At 42.2% G+C, this 17813-nt stretch carries 12 protein-coding genes; 10 read left to right on the forward strand and 2 right to left on the reverse strand.

Annotated elements, in window-relative coordinates:
- Positions 1-16: 16 nt before the first annotated feature.
- Complete coding sequence (locus tag BLO53_RS09885) at positions 17-664, forward strand: anthranilate synthase component II (protein ID WP_092061038.1); 648 nt, start codon at positions 17-19, stop codon at positions 662-664.
- A gap of 155 nt (positions 665-819) precedes the next feature.
- On the forward strand, positions 820-2070 hold the full coding sequence (locus BLO53_RS09890) for an LL-diaminopimelate aminotransferase (protein WP_092061040.1): 1251 nt from the start codon (positions 820-822) through the stop codon (positions 2068-2070).
- On the opposite strand, the gene BLO53_RS09895 is transcribed toward BLO53_RS09890, so the two are convergent.
- Entirely contained in the window at positions 2047-4524 is a 2478-nt protein-coding gene (locus BLO53_RS09895) for a helix-turn-helix transcriptional regulator (protein ID WP_092061042.1), read from the reverse strand. The two genes, BLO53_RS09890 and BLO53_RS09895, sit on opposite strands and share 24 nt — an antisense overlap.
- Positions 4525-4756: 232 nt before the next feature.
- On the opposite strand from BLO53_RS09895, the gene nudC reads away from it, so the two are divergent.
- The 3 genes from nudC to BLO53_RS09910 all read left to right on the forward strand — a co-directional run bounded on the left by nudC (position 4757) and on the right by BLO53_RS09910 (position 7852).
- Positions 4757-5650 carry an NAD(+) diphosphatase gene (gene nudC, locus BLO53_RS09900; RefSeq protein WP_092061044.1) on the forward strand — a complete coding sequence of 298 codons (894 nt, stop codon included), beginning with the start codon at positions 4757-4759 and terminating at the stop codon, positions 5648-5650.
- Positions 5647-6696, forward strand: a complete 1050-nt coding sequence (locus BLO53_RS09905; RefSeq protein ID WP_092061046.1) for a glycosyltransferase family 2 protein — start codon at positions 5647-5649, stop codon at positions 6694-6696. The genes nudC and BLO53_RS09905 overlap by 4 nt, the downstream gene beginning before the upstream one ends.
- Positions 6697-7207: 511 nt before the next feature.
- Positions 7208-7852, forward strand: coding sequence for a DUF4867 family protein (locus tag BLO53_RS09910; RefSeq protein WP_092061048.1), 645 nt, complete (start codon positions 7208-7210; stop codon positions 7850-7852).
- Positions 7853-8010: 158 nt separating this feature from the next.
- Here BLO53_RS09910 and BLO53_RS09915 read toward each other — a convergent pair whose 3' ends face one another.
- Positions 8011-8517, reverse strand: a complete 507-nt coding sequence (locus BLO53_RS09915; RefSeq protein WP_035789453.1) for an acyl-CoA thioesterase — start codon at positions 8515-8517, stop codon at positions 8011-8013.
- Positions 8518-8723: 206 nt separating this feature from the next.
- On the opposite strand from BLO53_RS09915, the gene BLO53_RS09920 reads away from it, so the two are divergent.
- The 5 genes from BLO53_RS09920 (at position 8724) to prfB (ending at position 17732) form a co-directional block, all read left to right on the forward strand.
- Positions 8724-11630 (forward strand): EAL domain-containing protein, encoded by a 2907-nt coding sequence (locus BLO53_RS09920; RefSeq protein ID WP_176757239.1) that lies wholly within the window; start codon positions 8724-8726, stop codon positions 11628-11630.
- A 91-nt stretch (positions 11631-11721) separates the two neighbouring features.
- A complete protein-coding gene (ptb, locus tag BLO53_RS09925) occupies positions 11722-12648 on the forward strand; it encodes a phosphate butyryltransferase (RefSeq protein WP_026488765.1) in 927 nt (308 codons plus the stop codon).
- A 54-nt stretch (positions 12649-12702) separates the two neighbouring features.
- Positions 12703-13767, forward strand: coding sequence for a butyrate kinase (buk, locus tag BLO53_RS09930; protein WP_035789451.1), 1065 nt, complete (start codon positions 12703-12705; stop codon positions 13765-13767).
- A gap of 236 nt (positions 13768-14003) precedes the next feature.
- Positions 14004-16568, forward strand: coding sequence for a preprotein translocase subunit SecA (gene secA, locus BLO53_RS09935; RefSeq protein ID WP_092061051.1), 2565 nt, complete (start codon positions 14004-14006; stop codon positions 16566-16568).
- Positions 16569-16589: 21 nt separating this feature from the next.
- Positions 16590-17732 carry a peptide chain release factor 2 gene (gene prfB, locus BLO53_RS09940; RefSeq protein WP_092061053.1) on the forward strand — a complete coding sequence of 381 codons (1143 nt, stop codon included), beginning with the start codon at positions 16590-16592 and terminating at the stop codon, positions 17730-17732.
- Positions 17733-17813: the final 81 nt, after the last annotated feature.

Consider the following 17813-nt stretch of genomic DNA (forward strand, 5'->3'; position numbering starts at 1 on the left):
GCAGGAGGTGAACAATATGGTACTACTAATTGATAACTATGATAGCTTTTCATATAACCTGTATCAGATGGTTGGAGAGCTGGTCACACAAAAAAATGATTCTCAGAATGGCGAATTAACAAATATAGACAATAATGCTCATGATGACAAAAAGGGTAGTAACAGCGATCAGCTGAAGGTTATTCGTAATGATGAACTTACGATAGATGAGATCAGAGCCCTTGCTCCAGATAAGATCATAATTTCCCCAGGACCAGGCCGACCGGAAGATGCCGGGATCATCATAGAAACAGCCAGAGAACTGGGAAAAGAGATACCTATCCTTGGGGTGTGTCTTGGGCATCAGGCAATCTGTGCAGCATTTGGCGGCACAATTACCTACGCAAGGCACCTTATGCATGGCAAACAGTCGACAGTTACCTTTGAAGGAAAATGCCCAATTTTCAGTGGCCTTGGCGAGAAAGCAGAAGTGGCAAGATACCACTCACTTGCTCTTGACCCAGATACACTTCCAGACTGTCTTACAGTGACTGCAAGAACTGAAGATGGTGAGATCATGGCAGTTGAGCATAGAGAGTATCCAATCTACGGTCTTCAGTTCCACCCGGAGTCTATACTTACTCCAGAAGGAAAGACTATGCTACAAAACTTCATAAATTCTTGAACATACTCAGAAATCAAAATATAACATACCCCTTGTTCTTGACATCATAAAAAGAGTGGCATACAATCTTTTTAGTTTAAAGACAAAGGCGTCTTAGAGAACATCTCTAAGGCGCCTTTATGCGTATTAAAGGCTTTTGAATTTAGGAGGATTGTATGGCTGCTTCAATAAATAAGAACTATTTAAAACTTCCGGGAAGTTATCTCTTTTCCAGAATAGGAGAGAAGGTAAGAACTTTTCAGGAGGCTAATCCGGATAAAAAAGTTATTAGACTTGGAATCGGAGACGTTACAAGACCAATCGCTCCAGCGATTATAGAGGCGCTTCACGGTGCTGCCAATGAAATGGGCAATGAGGCTACCTTTAAGGGCTATGCACCAGACCTTGGCTACGAGTTTCTTAGAAGCGCTATTGCTGATTTTGATTATAAGGCAAGAGGCTGCGATATCTCAGCCGATGAGATTTTTGTATCTGACGGAGCAAAGGGAGATTGCAGTAATATTCAGGAGATTTTCGGAGCGGATAATAAGATTGCAGTCTGTGACCCCGTTTATCCCGTTTACGTTGATTCCAATGTTATGGCTGGCAGAACTGGCGAATACGACGATATAACTGATGGCTTTAAAGGCGTCATCTACATGCCCTGTACCAAGGAAAATGGCTTTGCTCCTGACTTTCCTTCTGAGGTGCCAGACCTTATTTACCTGTGTTTCCCCAATAACCCGACAGGCGCAGTTATAACTAAAGAGAGACTTCAGCAGTGGGTGGATTATGCAAACAAAAATGGCTCAATAATCCTTTATGATGCCGCCTATGAGTCTTTTATCACTGAAGATAACGTTCCTCATAGTATTTATGAATGCGATGGGGCAAAAGAGTGTGCGATTGAATTTAGATCTTTTTCAAAGACCGCAGGATTTACCGGCCTTAGACTAGGCTTTACAGTTATACCAAAAGAACTTAAGGCAGGCGGAGAAAGACTGTGGCCACTGTGGGCCAGAAGACACGGCACCAAGTACAATGGAGCTCCTTACATTATCCAGAAGGCAGGAGAAGCCTGCTACAGCCCTGAGGGTAGAGCACAGATAAAAGAGCAGGTGGCTTACTACCTTGAAAATGCCAGATATATCTATGATGGCCTTAAAGAAGCTGGATTTGAAGTATACGGCGGTGTAAATGCACCATATATCTGGCTTAGAACCCCAGGAAATATGACCAGTTGGGAGTTTTTTGACTATCTTCTTGAAAACGTAAATGTTGTCGGAACTCCAGGATCAGGCTTTGGCCCCCACGGTGAGCATTACTTCAGACTCACAGCTTTTGGAAGCAGAGAGAATACTATAGAGGCAGTTGATAGAATAAAATCTGCCGGACTTATTTCTTTACTTACCTGCCAGCATCTCTAAAAGGCGTTTTCTCTTGGTCCTGGTATCGCCCTCTATGTGGAGCTTGTAGTAGATCTGATTACTGTACTGCTTGACACTTCCTTCTGACAAGAAGAGCCTTTCTGCAATTTCGCAATTTGTCAGACGCTTTGCCATAAGAGATGCAATCTCATTTTCTCTGGAAGTCAGTTCATGAAGGCTCATTACAGTAGTAGAAGAATCGCGATTCTTTCCTAGCTTATTTATCTTTGCAACAAGCGATCCATATTCTTGAGAAAAAGTATCATCTGACAGAATATCTTTTATGTATGAGTAGCATTCTACAAAAGGAATAATAAGGCTATCAGGAGCTGCTATCTCAAAAGCCTCCTTAAGAAGCTGTATGCTCTGGTCGTGCTTATCAAGCATGTGATAGGCAGCAGCCGACTGAATTATTACATGCAGCTTTACTAGCTGGTAATGAAGCGCATCACACATTCCAAGGATTATCGGACTCTTGCCAAGTACCTTGGCGTAATCCTTCTGAGCCAGGTAAACCTGATTCTCAATCATATCTACCATAGGCTTACCAGGAGCTAAAACATTCATAGTTTCTGTTTTATGTGCTGCGAAAATAGCGGGAATTTTTTCTACTTCCCCTGAAAGCGCGTAGAAGTATGCACTAATGGAACTCCAGATATTTATAAAACCACTGTTGTGGTTGTCCACAAGCTCTTTATACCTCTCTTCCAGAGAAACCTTTATCACTGTATCCGCGATTAGTGACAGCCTCTGGCATAGGAAGTCACAGCAGAGCAGGATATTTTCCTGCGGAAATACTTTAAGCTGTGCGTAGGCCTGCTCGAGTTCTATTCTGGTGTCAGAGAGCTTTCCCTGGGCAAAAGAAGCCTCTGCCCGCATTACTGCCTCGGCACCCCAGCCATGGTTGTCTGTGACCTTGTAATAATGAGGCATGCACTCATCCATTTCCTTAAGCTCTTTTTCCAGATCACCTGACTGTCTGTAGAACATCATAAGGACAGATGGCGAGCCAAAGGTCCAGCCCGCGGTATTGCTGATACTTATTGCCGGCCTTGTCATCTGATGACTTGCGCTTTGATGGAGCCTACTCATGGCAGAAATGTCATTATACATGAGAAAACTTGTGACAAGATCGCTTTCTCCCAGAAGATTTCCTTTCTCCTCTTCACTTATTTCAATATGCTCTTTTATAGATTCATGAAGGAGCTCTTTTAACTCCAGCATTTTAGGTATATTGTGCCAGTTGAACATGCACCTCATAAGCACCAAAAGAGCTGCAGGGTGCGCCTTTAATACTTTTTCAGGACAATTCTCAAGGGAATCAAGGAAATTTTTGGGCTTTATGTAGGACAACAGTACTCCGGCGTCTTTTTCTATGACCTGTAAAATCTTGGAATAGTTATCGTCGTATCTGTAGGCTATCATGGCATGGATATACTGATTGTGTGCTTCGTACCAGGCCCCATAGCGATTTATATATTTAGCTCTTTTTTCTCTGTCTAATGTAGAGAAGGTCTTTTCGGCACATTCTTTCATCATATGGTGGAAACGGTAGGTGTGACCGTCAGCCAGCTTTTTTACAAAGGCATTGTGTTTGGTGAAAAGGTTCAGGATATTCCTGACATCGGAAATTTCTGTGATAAATGAAGCCATAGGGAGGTTGAATTCATCAGCAAGTCCCATAACTGCAAGGAATTCCCTCTGATCATCAGGAAGAGAATCAATCATGGCTTCTGTAAACATGGTATAGATATCTGAATCTGAGCTGGGGAGATGCCCCTGTCTTGAAAAGGTATTAAGATTCAGATAAACAGCGGAATACCATCCTTCACTTACGTAAAAGAGCTGCTGCAACTCTTCAGGAGTCATTTCTATACCACATTTGTGCGTGTATTGAACAATCTCATCAAAAGTTAATCTGAGCTGTTCAGTATCAATCTGATACAGCTTATTGCCTAGACTTATAACATCAGATGAATGCATGAAACTATCACGTCCGGCAATGACCAGATGCATATTGTCAGGAATTCTTCTTGCGAATGCGCACAGGAATGTAGATGCAGTCTCATCTGTAAGAAGATGGAAATCATCAATGAAAACATAGACAGGTCTTTTGCCTGATAGTGTGTTGCAAATGGCGTCAGTTACAAGCCCTCCGCTTATAGCATCAGTGGGGCAGGCATATTCTGATAAAAATGTAAGCCCGGCAAAAGAAAAAGCATCCTGAGCGCTTTTCCAGAAAATAGCCAGGTTTTCTGAATAAATATTTATTCTTATAACAAGAGAATTATCTTTTTTAGAACATTCCCCAAGATACCAGTTTACAAGCGTTGTCTTGCCATACCCCATGGGTGCTACAACGGTGGTTAGGGAACAGTTTGATATATTGCAGATTTCTTCTTTTAGCCTTTCTGGAACATAGACGGTATTTAGATTTGGCTTATTTTTAGACATAGAGTTTTCTCCAAAAGTAGGACGAAATAAGTTGATGTCAAATTAGATTTTATCACATTTTCGTTTGCCGGTGGACAAGTATCTGAAAATTTATTTCAGATAGCAAAAAACTTATAGAAAGGGTATTATAAACTAAGTATCAGGGTTAATGGTATGAGAACTACAGACCTATGATGCAGGAACCATTGACATCATAATCAGTATTTTGCACTAGCGTGCATATGAGAGAAAAATGATACAGGATATTTCACCATATAAAATTGATAATCATTATTATCCACAGGAAAGACCAGATGAAGGCAGCAGGTTCGTATGCTTTAGAGGCCCTTCTTCTGACAGGGAAATACTGGTAAAGGAGCTAGATAAGGCCGAGGAAATTCAGCTTCCAGGCTTTTTTGACATTTCCAAGAAGGAAAGAGAAAAGGCTATATATCTTTTTAAGATTGATAAGGAGAAGCTCTTTTTGCTTCCTGGAGATGTGGAAAACTGCGAAAGAGAATCTAATGATCCAGGGCCTGAGACAGCTCTTACATACACTAAGCTGACAGCTCTTCGCAGAAGCGGAATGGGACCAAGGCATCTTATTTTTGCCCTGTACACAGCTTACCATTTAAATGAATGGTATGAAGGAACAAGATTTTGCGGAAAATGCGGTCATAAAACGCAGCACGATACTCTTGAAAGGGCTATTATGTGTCCGGAGTGCGGTCACAAGGTTTATCCCAGAATAAACCCTGCTGTTATAATAGGCGTGATAGACAGGGAAGATAATAAGATACTCTTGACCAAGTACAGGACTGGATTTGCCCAGAATGCACTGGTTGCAGGATTTACAGAAATCGGAGAAACCCTGGAAGAGACAGTAAAAAGAGAAGTTCAGGAGGAAGTGGGGCTAAAAGTTAAAAACATCCGTTACTACAAGTCACAGCCCTGGGGCGTTGCCCTTGATATCCTGGCAGGCTTTTTCTGCGAGGTTGAGGGAGATAAAGAAATTAAGATGGATGAGTCTGAGCTGAAATACGCTGAGTGGGTCTCTCCGGAAGACGTCATTCTCCAGGTTCCGGACTATAGTCTTACTAACGAGATGATGAGATTATTTAAAGAAAAAGGAGCAAGCGGAGTATGAGCAAGGTCAGTGTAATACTCACAGTTTACAATACAGCTAAATACCTTGATCAGTGCATGGAGTCAGTCCTTGCACAGACTGAGAAGGACATAGAGATTATTCTTGTTGACGATGGATCAACAGATGGCATAAGCCCTCAGATGTGCGATGAATATGCTAAAAAGGATGACAGAGTCAGAATTATCCACAAGGAAAACGGAGGCCTTACCTCCGCCTGGATAAGAGGTACAAAAGAGGCAACATCCCCCTACGTCTGCTACATCGACAGTGACGATTGGGTAGAAAAAGATATGGTCCAGTCCCTTTACCCGTATACCAGCCTTGGCAGAGACAAAGACAAGGCTGATGCCCCCTTTGTTCAGAGCGAGATAATCTCCAGTAATTACATTGTGGAAAAGGCCGGCGAGCGCCGCAAGGAAACCCAGAGCCTTGCTCCTGGCGAATATACCGGAGATAAACTTGAGGAGGTTAGAACAAGACTCCTAGGCGAGGAAGTCCGCCCCGTCACCATGTCCAGATGCATGAAACTCATTTCCAAACAGCTCGTGCTTGATAATATCAAGTACTGTAAGGGCAATATAAAAATGGGAGAGGACGTTAATATGACTCTTCCCTGCCTGTGCGATTGCAAGAGACTCGTTGTAGTTAAAGAGGGATACTTCTATCACTACAGACTTGTTTTTGATTCCATGTCTCACGGTTATGATGCCAAACTCTTAAACAATCTTGACAACTATTATACTGTTTTCAGGGATATTTTAAGAGATAAGAAGATTGCAAATGCAGATCAGCAGATAGACAGAGAGTACGTCATTTATCTTTTCTGGGTTCTAAAAAATGAACTTAGATGTCAGGACAAAAATACTGTAAAAAGAGTAAGAGATATCTTTTTACGAGAGGATATAAAAAGGCGTATCGACACAGCAGAAGTTCAGATATCCTCTAAGTCAAACAAACTCCTATACTACTGCATGAAACATCCAAACCCACTGATTATATTTGCCACCAAGGCCATTCTCATAGCTTACGATAGAAAGACTAACTGAGATTTAATGAAAGCGCACTGATTTATTCATAATTATCAAAGATAGCATGTAGCTGAATTCATATACTGTGTCAAGTAATCTAGGCAATGCTAGTTGACAGGGTAGAGCAGTGGAGACACGAAGAAAACTGGCAATTATAAAAGGGCCGTCTTAGAACAGAAACTTCCGGTATAAGAGGCTGGCTCAATCGTCAGAAAGGCGAAAGTGCGCAATATTTTGCGACTTTTTAAACCACGGAGGAAAGACCAATCAGTCTCAAGTGCCCATGCACGCAGAGACTGATGCTATGGGCTTTACGAAGTGCTTGGTTTAACAGGAGCAAAAATTGCGCATTTTGCCGTCCTGGCGATGAGCCAGCCCCTTTCGGATAGCCAGTCACTTTCGGTTACCACCATAGCAAATTTTGCGCAGAATAAGTTGTAATGTGATAGGAAAATTATTGTTGCAGGGAATATCATAGGGGATAGATGAAAAGATTTTAATTGGGCGCTTTAGCCCGAAAGGAGAAGGTATGAAAATATATAATGTCACAGATCCAGAGTTCACAAACTATGGAAGAATAATTGAAGGCTACGAAGAAGAGAAAAAGGCAATCGTCGACGCACTCAAGGCACACACTCCAGTTCCTGAGGGAACAGACTACGTCGCAGAAGAGCCTGCACTTCAGAGCCTTGCAGCAGCTGATTCTATCACAAACAGCCTTTTTGGTGGATCACCAATGCAGTTTGGATGGTGCAACGGCCACAACACTAAGCTCAACTGCCTTGAGTATCACCGCTCATCAGAAATAAACCTTGGCTCAACAGACTTTATCCTCCTTCTTGCCAAGAGAGAAGAAATTGTAGATTACAAGCTTGATTCCAGCAAGGTTAAGGCTTTCTTCTGCCCAGCAGGCACAATGATCGAAGTTTATGCAACAGCACTTCACTATGCTCCTTGCCAGGCTCACAAGGACTCAGGATTCCAGGTACTTGTAGGACTTCCTAAGGGAACAAACGTAGGTAAGCCTGAGTTTGAAGCTAGAAACCAGGAAGATAGAATGCTCACAGCAACTAACAAGTGGCTTCTTGCACACGCTGAGGCAAGTGAAGCAAAAGACGGCGCATGGGTAGGGATTACAGGCGAGAACATCGATATCGCAGCAGACATCGACTGATCAGCCACTCTGAAAAAATAAAGAAAACGCCTGGAATATAAATATCCGGCAAAAATTAGTCTGGCTCAGCAGTCAGCAAGGCGAAAACGTGCATTATCTTGCGCATTTTGCCGTAGCTGACGCTGAGCCAGACCTTATTTATCATTTAAATTAATAATTTAGAAACCTTCCATTCTGCGCTGCTTGCGAAGTTCCCTTCTCTTTATAGCGCCTTCCCACTCAGCTTTTTCACTCTCTGTCTTTACGTTGAGACCATAAGGAACTGTACAGGGAGTACCGTCATTGTCGATACAAACCTCTGTGAGATAGGCCCTGTTCAGAACGTGCCTCATACCAGTCTTAACATCTTCAACGTAAGTATCTACGCGGACTTCCATAGAAGTCTTTCCAACATATGTAATTTTTCCAATAATAACAAGGACATCGCCTAAAAGAGCCCCCTGCTTGAACTGCATGTTGTCAATTGCAGCAGTGGCAATAGGATTTCCTGAATGCCTGATTGCAACAGTTCCTGCCACTTCGTCTATCCAGCTCATGAGTTTGCCACCAAAGAGCCTGTTCTCAGCATTGATATCGCCATACTGAACAACCTTGGTCCATTCAGTTACAGAATCCTCAACGTTCTTGTTGGCAATCTGCTTGTCTACATGAAAAACCTTACCCATAAAAATACCTCCAAAAGAGATTGTTATATAGGTATTTTATCATATTCTTTTAAGGTTTTTTTATGTCAGTTTAATAAATTTGATACACATAAAGTGTTATCATTTAAACGTAATAATATATTCATGCTGATATATATTTTCTCACATCGTTAATTTTGTTTAATGTCGGAATAACAATGGCGAAAGCACGTTTCAGATACAATTGCATGAGGAAAAATTTTAGGCAGGCTTCAAGGCTTATTGCATTAGTTGCTTGCCTTGCGTTTTTGTGCGCTCTTTTACCTGCGCTTGTATCTTATGCGGGAGTACCTGAAAAAAAGAAAGTAAGAGTTGGCTGGTATGAGTCGACATATTGCTACTACGATGCTAATGGCAAACGCAATGGCCTCGCCTATGAATATCAGCAGAGAATAGCAGCTTATTCCAATTGGGAATATGAGTATGTAGAGGGAAACTGGGATGAACTCTATCATATGCTTGAAAATGGTGAAATAGACCTTTTGAGCGATGTTTCATATAAAAGAGAAAGGGCCGGCCAGGTGCTGTTTCCTTCTATGCCCATGGGATCTGAAACCTATTATATGTATATTGTGGCTGGGAATACAAAGCTTGACCCAAGTGACATCAGTACATTTGAAAATGCAACAATCGGTGCTGTTCCTAATTCTGTGCCCAAGGAACTTCTCGAAAGATGGGCGCAAGACAATGGACTTACTATAGAAATCCCTGATTTGTCGGGCTATTCCATTAAGGAAAGTTTCGACAAGCTTAAAAATGGGGAACTTGATGCATATATATATTATGATGCTATGGGTAATGATGAAGTCTGTCTGCCTGTATTTAATATAGGTGAATCAGACTACTATTTTGCTGTTAACAAAGAAAGACCAGATCTCTTAAATGACCTTAATCAGGCCATTCTCCGTATCAGAAATGAGGATCCTCATTATAATCAGAGACTATACGAAAGATATATATTTCCTGTAAGTACAAGCACATTTTTGACAGAATCTGAACTGAGGTGGCTACAGGATAATGGTCCTATAAGGATAGGCTACAGGGACGATTATCTGCCATTTTGCACTCAGAAGGATGGCGAATTATATGGAGCTTTTGCTGATTATATCAAGTATGCAGGCACTTGTATGAAAAATGGGCATATTGCTTTTGAGCCTGTAGCCTATGAGACGACAGAAGATGCTTTAAATGGGCTTAAAAACGGAGAGGTTGACGCTGTATTTCCGCTTTTTCTTTCTCCTTCAGATTGTGATGAAACGGATATTCTTTTGACTAATCCTATCATGAGGACAGAGGTATACGCCACTGTGGGTGATAGGGCCAAGGATATATTCAGTTCAGACGATACAAGAGTTGCTCTCTTAAAGGGAAATATAAATTTTGATAGTTTTGTAAAAGAAAAATTCCCTAAGTGGAAGATTACCTATTACGATACCTTAGAAGAATGCTATAAGAGTACAGTAGATGGAAATACAGATTGCGCCATGGTCGCAAGCTATAGGCTAAACAGAACGGAAACTTTGAGACGAAGATATAACTTATCTCTTAGAACTACGGCCCATGACGTCCTCTTTTCAATAGGAGTTAATAGAGATGACATAGATCTTTTTTCAATATTGAATAAAACAGCAAACGTAGGCACAGAGGATAAGGTAGAGGGATATTTTTATAAGTATTATGCTGGGGAAGAAAAAATCACTTTCCGGGATTTTCTAAAAGATAATTATAAAAGTGTTCTTTTGGTTCTTGCTGTAGTTCTTTTAGTAATCCTGATCTTGCTGCTTTTAGCGCTGCGTTCTGATAAGCGCGCCAATGAGCGACAGGAACTTATCTCTGAAACTGAGCATGATCCTGTTACTGGCCTTTATACCAGAAACTACTTCTTTGCTTATGCAGATAGAATGTTTAAAGAGCATCCAGCTGAGAAACGCGATGCCATAGTTCTTAATGTTGAGCAGTTTCACATGATAAATGCCTTGTATGGCTGGGAATTTGGCGACAAGGTACTTAAAACAATTGGTGATGAGATCACAGCTTTTCTCAGAGAAAATGATGGAATAGCCTGTAGAGCCATGGCTGACAGATTCAATATTTATTGCCGTCATTCAGATGATTACCAGGTTCTGTTTGATAGGACCCAGAAGAAGCTAGACAATATAGCTGAGAACGTAGTTATCCTGCTTAGAATGGGCGTAATGCCCTGGCAAGAAGATATAGGCCCAGTACAGCTTCTAGACAGGGCAAGGACTGCCTGTGCTATGACTAAGGACGGACATCACTCAAGGCTTATGGTCTTTAGTGAAGAGATGAGGAAAAAAGAGCTCGAGGAGCAAAAGCTTCTAAACGATATCAGGAGAGGACTTGAAAACCACGAGTTTAAGGTATATTACCAGCCCAAGTACGACATTCAGGTGGATCCTCCGGTGTTAAAGAGCGCAGAGGCGCTTATCCGCTGGGAACATTCAGAGCTTGGAATGATATCTCCTGGTGTATTCATAAATCTTTTTGAAAAGAATAATCTGATCGGCCTTTTGGATAAATATGTATGGAGCGAAGTAGCCAGGCAGATTGCAGCCTGGAAGGAAAAATATGGTGTGTCATATCCTATTTCTGTGAATCTTTCAAGGATTGATGTCTTTGATCCGGAGCTTGAAGTTGTTCTTGATAAGATTACTCAGGACAATGGCCTTTCCAGAGATTTACTTCATCTGGAACTTACAGAATCTGCCTACACAGGCAATAAAGACCAGATTATTAAGGTTATAGGCAGCCTTAGGGACAAGGGCTATATTATCGAGATGGACGACTTTGGAACTGGTTATTCGTCGCTTAATATGCTGACCTCAATGCCTATAGATATCTTAAAGCTTGATATGGGCTTTATTCGCAATATCGGAAAAGAGGAAAAGGATAGCCGTATGGTTGAGCTTATCCTTGATATTGCAAGGAATCTGAAACTTACAGTCGTGGCAGAAGGCGTTGAAACAAAGGTTCAGCTTGACTTCCTCAAGGAAAGAGGCTGCGATCTGGTTCAGGGTTATTATTTCTCCCAAGCACTTCCAGCAGATGAATTTGAAAAGAAAGCCTTTATTTAATAGTGTCTTGAAAAATATATAGTGGAGTGTTAAAATTTTGTCATATGGCGATTGATATTGAATAACCAATAATATATGGAGGTTTTGTAAGATGAGTAAGAACTTTGATGATATCCTTGCTAAGCTTAAGACAGCAGAGACCAAGAAAATGTCTGTAGCAGTAGCTCAGGACTCACACGTACTTGAGGCAGTTAAGGTTGCCAAGGAAAGAGGAATCGTTGATTCAATCCTTGTTGGTGACAAGGAACAGATTGAGAAGATCATGGGCGAGCTTTCCATGAATCCAGCTGATTATGAGATCATTGATGTTAAGGACACAATCGAGGCTGCACGTACAGCAGTTTCTCTTGTTCACGATGGTAAGGCTGATATATATATGAAGGGCTCACTTGAATCCAAGGACTTCCTTAAGAGCGTTCTTGACAAGGAAGTTGGACTTCGTACAGGCCGTCCACTTTCACACGTTTGCGTATTTGAAATTCCTGGTATTGACCGTCTTTTATTCCTTACAGACGTTGCATTCATGCCATATCCAACTCTTGAGGACAAGAAGGTCATCATTGAGTATACAGTAGATGTAGCAAGAGCCTGCGGCGTTGAGTGCCCTAAGGTAGCTCCACTTGCAGCTGTAGAAGTTGTTAACCCTAAGATGCCTGTAACAGTAGAGGCAGCAGAACTTACAAGAATGAATGAAGAAGGCGAGATCAAGAACTGTATCGTTGACGGACCTCTTTCCATGGACCTTGCCATCGATCCAGAAGCTGCCAAGCATAAGGCAGGTGCCCTTGATCGTAAGATCGTAGGTGATGCAGACATCCTTCTTTTCCCTGACATCCATGCAGGAAACCTTACATACAAGACTATTGTAAGACTTGCAACAGTCAAGAACGGTAACATTCTTACAGGAACCAAGGCACCAGTTATCCTTACTTCAAGATCAGATTCTGTTGAGGTTAAGGTTAACTCAATCGCACTTGCAGCCGTAGTTGCAGAAGATAAGAAAAAGGGAATCCTTTGATCTAAGGGACTTAAATATACATGGTCAGAGGAATCTGACAGAAGGGGAATAATCATGATAAAGAGCTTAATTATTAATCCAGGTTCTACATCTACAAAGGTTGGTATCTTTGAGGACGAGACTCTTGTTAAAGAGGAGACTTTAAGACACAGCACAGAAGAGATTGAAAGCTATGCTTCAATCATCGACCAGAAGGACTTCCGTAAGAATATCATTCTTGATTTCCTTAAGAAAGAAAACATCGACATCAAGTCATTTAACGTAATCGTTGGACGCGGAGGACTTCTTCGTCCTATCCCAGGCGGCACCTATGAGTGTACAGATGCCCTCCTTGAGGATCTTAGAAAGGGCGTTCAGGGTCAGCATGCTTCTAACCTTGGCGGTATCCTTGCAAGAGAGATCGGCGATGAAATCGGCGTTCCATCATACATTGTTGACCCTGTAGTAGTTGACGAGATGGAGCCAGTTGCTCGTATTTCAGGTGTTCCTGAGATTGAGCGTGTTTCAATCGATCACCCTCTTAACCAGAAGGCAGTTGCCCGTAGATATGCCAAGGAAATCGGCAAAAAATATGACGAGATCAGCGTAATTGTTGTTCACATGGGTGGTGGTACATCTACAGGTGTTCACAAGAACGGCAAGATGGTTGACGTTTATGCTGCACTTAACGGTGATGGTGCATTCTCTCCAGAGAGAGCTAACGGCATTCCTGCTAAGGCTCTTGTAGATATGTGTTTCTCAGGCAAGTACACATACGATGAGATGAAAAAGAAGATTGTTGGCTACGGCGGACTGAACGCATACCTTGGAACTAACGATATGAGAGAAGTTAACAAGATGTGCGAGGAAGGAAACGAGAAGGCTATCCTTGTTCGTGAAGCTTTCATTTACCAGATCTGCAAGAACATCGGTGCCTGCGCTACAGTACTTAAGGGTAAGGTTGATCAGATCATTCTTACTGGTGGTATTGCTTATGGTCAGGTTATCACTGATGCTATCAAAGAGCGTGTTGACTGGATCTGCCCAGTTACAGTATATCCTGGTGAGGATGAACTACTTGCACTTGCGCAGGGCGCTATCCGCGTAATGACTGGTGAAGAGCAGGCTCAGAAATATTAATTATCTTGCCCTATAAAATTAGGCAAAAGTGGATTAGTATACATATTGAAAAGGAAAAAAGACCTTCGGGTCTTTTTTTCGTACTGTTTTTCTATCAGATACTACGTGTTTAGGCACATTCCTGGCAAGACTTCTTTCGGAATGATTAGGTTGAAAAGATGGCCCAAATCTGCTACAATGTACAACGGACTTTTGCTAAAATATTGGGTTAGTCTACCCTTTTTCAGGAGTATAAAATGAGTATTATAGACAAGATTATTGGAACACATAGTGAGAGAGAACTTAAGAGAATCCGCAGCACTGTTGATTCTATTGAGGCTATGCAGCCACAGATGCATGCGCTTTCAGATGAGGAACTCAAGGGCAAGACCGAAGAGTTCAAAAAGAGACTTGCTGATGGCGAAACTTTGGATGATATCATGCCAGAGGCTTACGCAGTAGTTCGTGAGGCTGGTAAGAGAGTACTTGGAATGGAGCACTTCAGGGTTCAGCTTATTGGTGGTGTTATCCTCCATCAGGGCAGAATTGCTGAGATGAGAACTGGTGAAGGTAAGACCCTTGTGGCTACTCTTCCTTCATACCTTGATGCTCTTGCTGGTAAGGGTGTGCACGTTGTAACTGTCAACGATTACCTTGCTAAGCGTGATGCTGAGTGGATGGGTAAGATCCATGAATTCCTTGGTCTTACTGTAGGTGTTGTATTAAACAGCATGTCATCTGAAGAGAGACGCGCTGCCTACAACTGTGATATTACTTATGTTACCAATAATGAACTTGGATTTGACTACCTTCGTGATAACATGGCTATTTACAAGGAACAGTGTGTTCTTCGTGGCCTTAACTACGCTATCATCGATGAGATTGACTCAATCCTTATTGATGAGGCGAGAACTCCTCTTATTATTTCCGGACAGAGCGACAAGTCAACCAAGCTTTATGAGGCTTGTGACATTCTTGCCAAGCAGATGACACGTGGTGAGGATATGGAAGACCTTACCAAGATGGATGCCATCATGGGCGTTGAGAGAGAAGAGACTGGAGACTTTATTGTCAATGAGAAGGATAAGATAGTTAACCTCACAGCACAGGGTGTTGCCAAGGTTGAGCGTTTCTTCCGTATTGAGAACCTTGCTGATCCTGAGAACCTTGAGATCCAGCACAACATTATCCTTGCTCTTCGTGCCAATAACCTTATGCAGAAGGATCATGACTACATTGTCAAGGACGATGAAGTTCTTATTGTCGATGAGTTTACGGGCCGTGTAATGCCAGGCCGTCGTTATTCAGATGGTCTTCATCAGGCTATCGAGGCTAAAGAGCATGTTAAGGTTAAGAGAGAGTCCAAGACTCTTGCAACTATTACTTTCCAGAACTTCTTTAACAAGTTTGAGAAGAAGTGCGGTATGACTGGTACAGCTCTTACTGAGGAAAGAGAGTTCCGTGATATCTACGGACTCGATGTTATTGAAATCCCTACAAACGAGCCTGTTATCAGAATTGATCATCAGGATGCAGTTTATAAGACCAAGAAAGAGAAACTCAATGCCATCTGTGATGCTGTTGTAGCTTCCCATGAGAAAGGTCAGCCTGTACTTGTAGGTACTATCACTATTGAGTCTTCTGAGGAGATCAGCAAGATGCTCAAGAAGAGAGGTATCCAGCATCAGGTACTTAATGCCAAGTTCCACGAGATGGAGGCTGAGATTGTTGCAGAGGCTGGTAGAAAGGGCGCTGTTACAATCGCAACTAACATGGCTGGTCGTGGTACTGATATCAAGCTTGACGAGGATGCAAGAGCAGCCGGTGGTCTTAAGATAATTGGTACAGAGAGACATGAGAGTAGACGTATTGACAATCAGCTCCGTGGACGTGCTGGTCGTCAGGGAGATCCAGGTGAATCCAAGTTCTATCTTTCATTGGAAGATAACCTCATGCGTCTGTTTGGTTCAGAGCGTTTGATCTCAATGTTCAACGCACTTAAGATTCCTGATGGACAGGAAATTGAGCACTCATCACTTTCAAAGGCTATTGAGTCAGCCCAGAAGAAGATTGAGTCCAACAACTATGGCATACGTAAGAATCTTCTTGAGTATGACCAGGTTAATAACGAGCAGAGAGAAATCATCTATGCAGAGCGTAAGAAGGTTCTTGATGGAGAATCACTTCGCGATTCTATCTACAAGATGATCACAGATATTGTAGAAGCTGATGTTCAGACAGTAATAGGTGAGGAGTCGGATCCAGACAACTGGAATCTTGCAGAGCTTAACGAGCTCCTTCTTCCTACAATTCCTCTCAAGAAGATCAACAGAGGACGTATTGATAACCTTACTAAGAATGGTCTTACTCAGCAGCTCAAGGAAGAGGCTGTCAAGCTCTATGAGGCTAAAGAGGCTGAGTTCCCAGAGCCAGAGACAATCCGTGAGATTGAGCGTGTTATCCTTCTTAAGGTTATCGATAGAAAGTGGATGGATCATATCGATGATATGGATCAGCTCCGTCAGGGTATCGGACTTCAGGCTTATGGTCAGAGAGATCCTAAGGTAGAGTACAAGCTTGCTGGTTATGAGATGTTTGATGACATGACCAAGGCAATAAGAGAGGATACAGTAAGACTCTTGTTCCACGTTCATATCGAAGAGAGAGTAGAGCGTGAGCAGGTTGCCAAGGTTACAGGAACTAACAAGGATGATTCAGTTGCCAAGGCTCCTGTCAAGAGAGTGGAAGCTAAGGTATATCCAAATGATCCATGCCCATGCGGAAGTGGCAAGAAGTTCAAGAATTGCCACGGTAGGGTCTAAGTAAGTTAATAGGAGAGATTTATGGTAGTTTTAGATCAGATGAAGGTTGAGATTCAGAACCTTAAAGGTACTCTTGACGAGGTTACAGCTTCTCTTGACCTTGGTACAAAGAAAAAGATAATTGAAGAGCTTTCAAGAGAAATGGAAGAGCCTGGTTTTTGGGATAACGCTGAGAAGGCTAACAAGAAGACCAAGGATCTCAAGAATATGCAGGACCTTGTAGCTGACATCGAGAGACTTAACAATCAGTATACTGATATCATCGACCTTATCGATATGCAGAATGCAGAGGGCGTTGATGATGACGATATGGCAGCTGAGATCAGATCTGAGCTTGACGAGTTTGAAGAGACTCTTGAGAATATCCGTATCAGCAACCTTCTTAATCAGCCTTATGATAAATATGATGTAATCCTCAGACTTAATGCCGGAGCAGGCGGTACAGAGGCTTGTGACTGGGCATCAATGCTCTATAGAATGTATACAAGATGGGCAGAGAGAAAGGGATTTACTACAGAAGTTTTAGATCTTCTTGATGGTGATGAGGCAGGAATCAAGTCAGTCACATTCCAGATTTCAGGAACTAATGCTTATGGACTTCTTAAGTCAGAGCACGGCGTGCACAGACTTGTTCGTATCAGCCCATTTAATGCGCAGGCCAAGAGACAGACATCTTTTGTATCCTGTGACGTAATGCCAGATATTGAGGAAGATTTAGATATTGAGATCAATCCAGATGATCTGAGAATTGATACATATCGTTCAAGTGGTGCTGGTGGACAGCATATTAACAAGACATCATCAGCTGTTCGTATCACTCATATTCCTACAGGTGTAGTTGTTGCCTGCCAGAATGAGCGTTCTCAGTTCCAGAATAAGGATAAGGCTATGCAGATGTTGAAGGCCAAGCTCTTTATCATGAAGCAGGAAGAGCAGGCAGCCAAGCTTGCAGGTATCCGTGGAGAAGTTATGGATAATGCCTGGGGCAGCCAGATTCGTTCTTATGTCCTTCAGCCATATACTATGGTTAATGATACACGTACAGGCTTTAAGGCTTCTAACGCAGATGGTGTTTTAGACGGTGAGCTTGATCCATTTATCAATGCATACCTTAAGTGGCTTGCAACAGGTGGTAAGCCGGTTGGAGATACTTCCGAGGAGTAAATGATAGGGTTCTCGCATGATTGCTAATGCGAGAACCCTTTGTCGTATCGTAGGAAAAAATAAAAAAATAAAAAATATTGT

The sequence above is a fragment of the Butyrivibrio sp. INlla14 genome (assembly GCF_900102515.1).
Lineage (GTDB): Bacteria > Bacillota > Clostridia > Lachnospirales > Lachnospiraceae > Butyrivibrio.

Excerpts from the sequence above, each read along its gene's own strand:
- BLO53_RS09885 (WP_092061038.1), top strand. The coding sequence starts at position 17 with ATGGTACTACTAATTGATAACTATGATAGCTTTTCATATAACCTGTAT.
- BLO53_RS09890 (WP_092061040.1), top strand. The coding sequence starts at position 820 with ATGGCTGCTTCAATAAATAAGAACTATTTAAAACTTCCGGGAAGTTAT.
- BLO53_RS09895 (WP_092061042.1), bottom strand. The coding sequence starts at position 4,524 with ATGTCTAAAAATAAGCCAAATCTAAATACCGTCTATGTTCCAGAAAGG.
- nudC (WP_092061044.1), top strand. The coding sequence starts at position 4,757 with ATGATACAGGATATTTCACCATATAAAATTGATAATCATTATTATCCA.
- BLO53_RS09905 (WP_092061046.1), top strand. The coding sequence starts at position 5,647 with ATGAGCAAGGTCAGTGTAATACTCACAGTTTACAATACAGCTAAATAC.
- BLO53_RS09910 (WP_092061048.1), top strand. The coding sequence starts at position 7,208 with ATGAAAATATATAATGTCACAGATCCAGAGTTCACAAACTATGGAAGA.
- BLO53_RS09915 (WP_035789453.1), bottom strand. The coding sequence starts at position 8,517 with ATGGGTAAGGTTTTTCATGTAGACAAGCAGATTGCCAACAAGAACGTT.
- BLO53_RS09920 (WP_176757239.1), top strand. The coding sequence starts at position 8,724 with ATGAGGAAAAATTTTAGGCAGGCTTCAAGGCTTATTGCATTAGTTGCT.
- ptb (WP_026488765.1), top strand. The coding sequence starts at position 11,722 with ATGAGTAAGAACTTTGATGATATCCTTGCTAAGCTTAAGACAGCAGAG.
- buk (WP_035789451.1), top strand. The coding sequence starts at position 12,703 with ATGATAAAGAGCTTAATTATTAATCCAGGTTCTACATCTACAAAGGTT.
- secA (WP_092061051.1), top strand. The coding sequence starts at position 14,004 with ATGAGTATTATAGACAAGATTATTGGAACACATAGTGAGAGAGAACTT.
- prfB (WP_092061053.1), top strand. The coding sequence starts at position 16,590 with ATGGTAGTTTTAGATCAGATGAAGGTTGAGATTCAGAACCTTAAAGGT.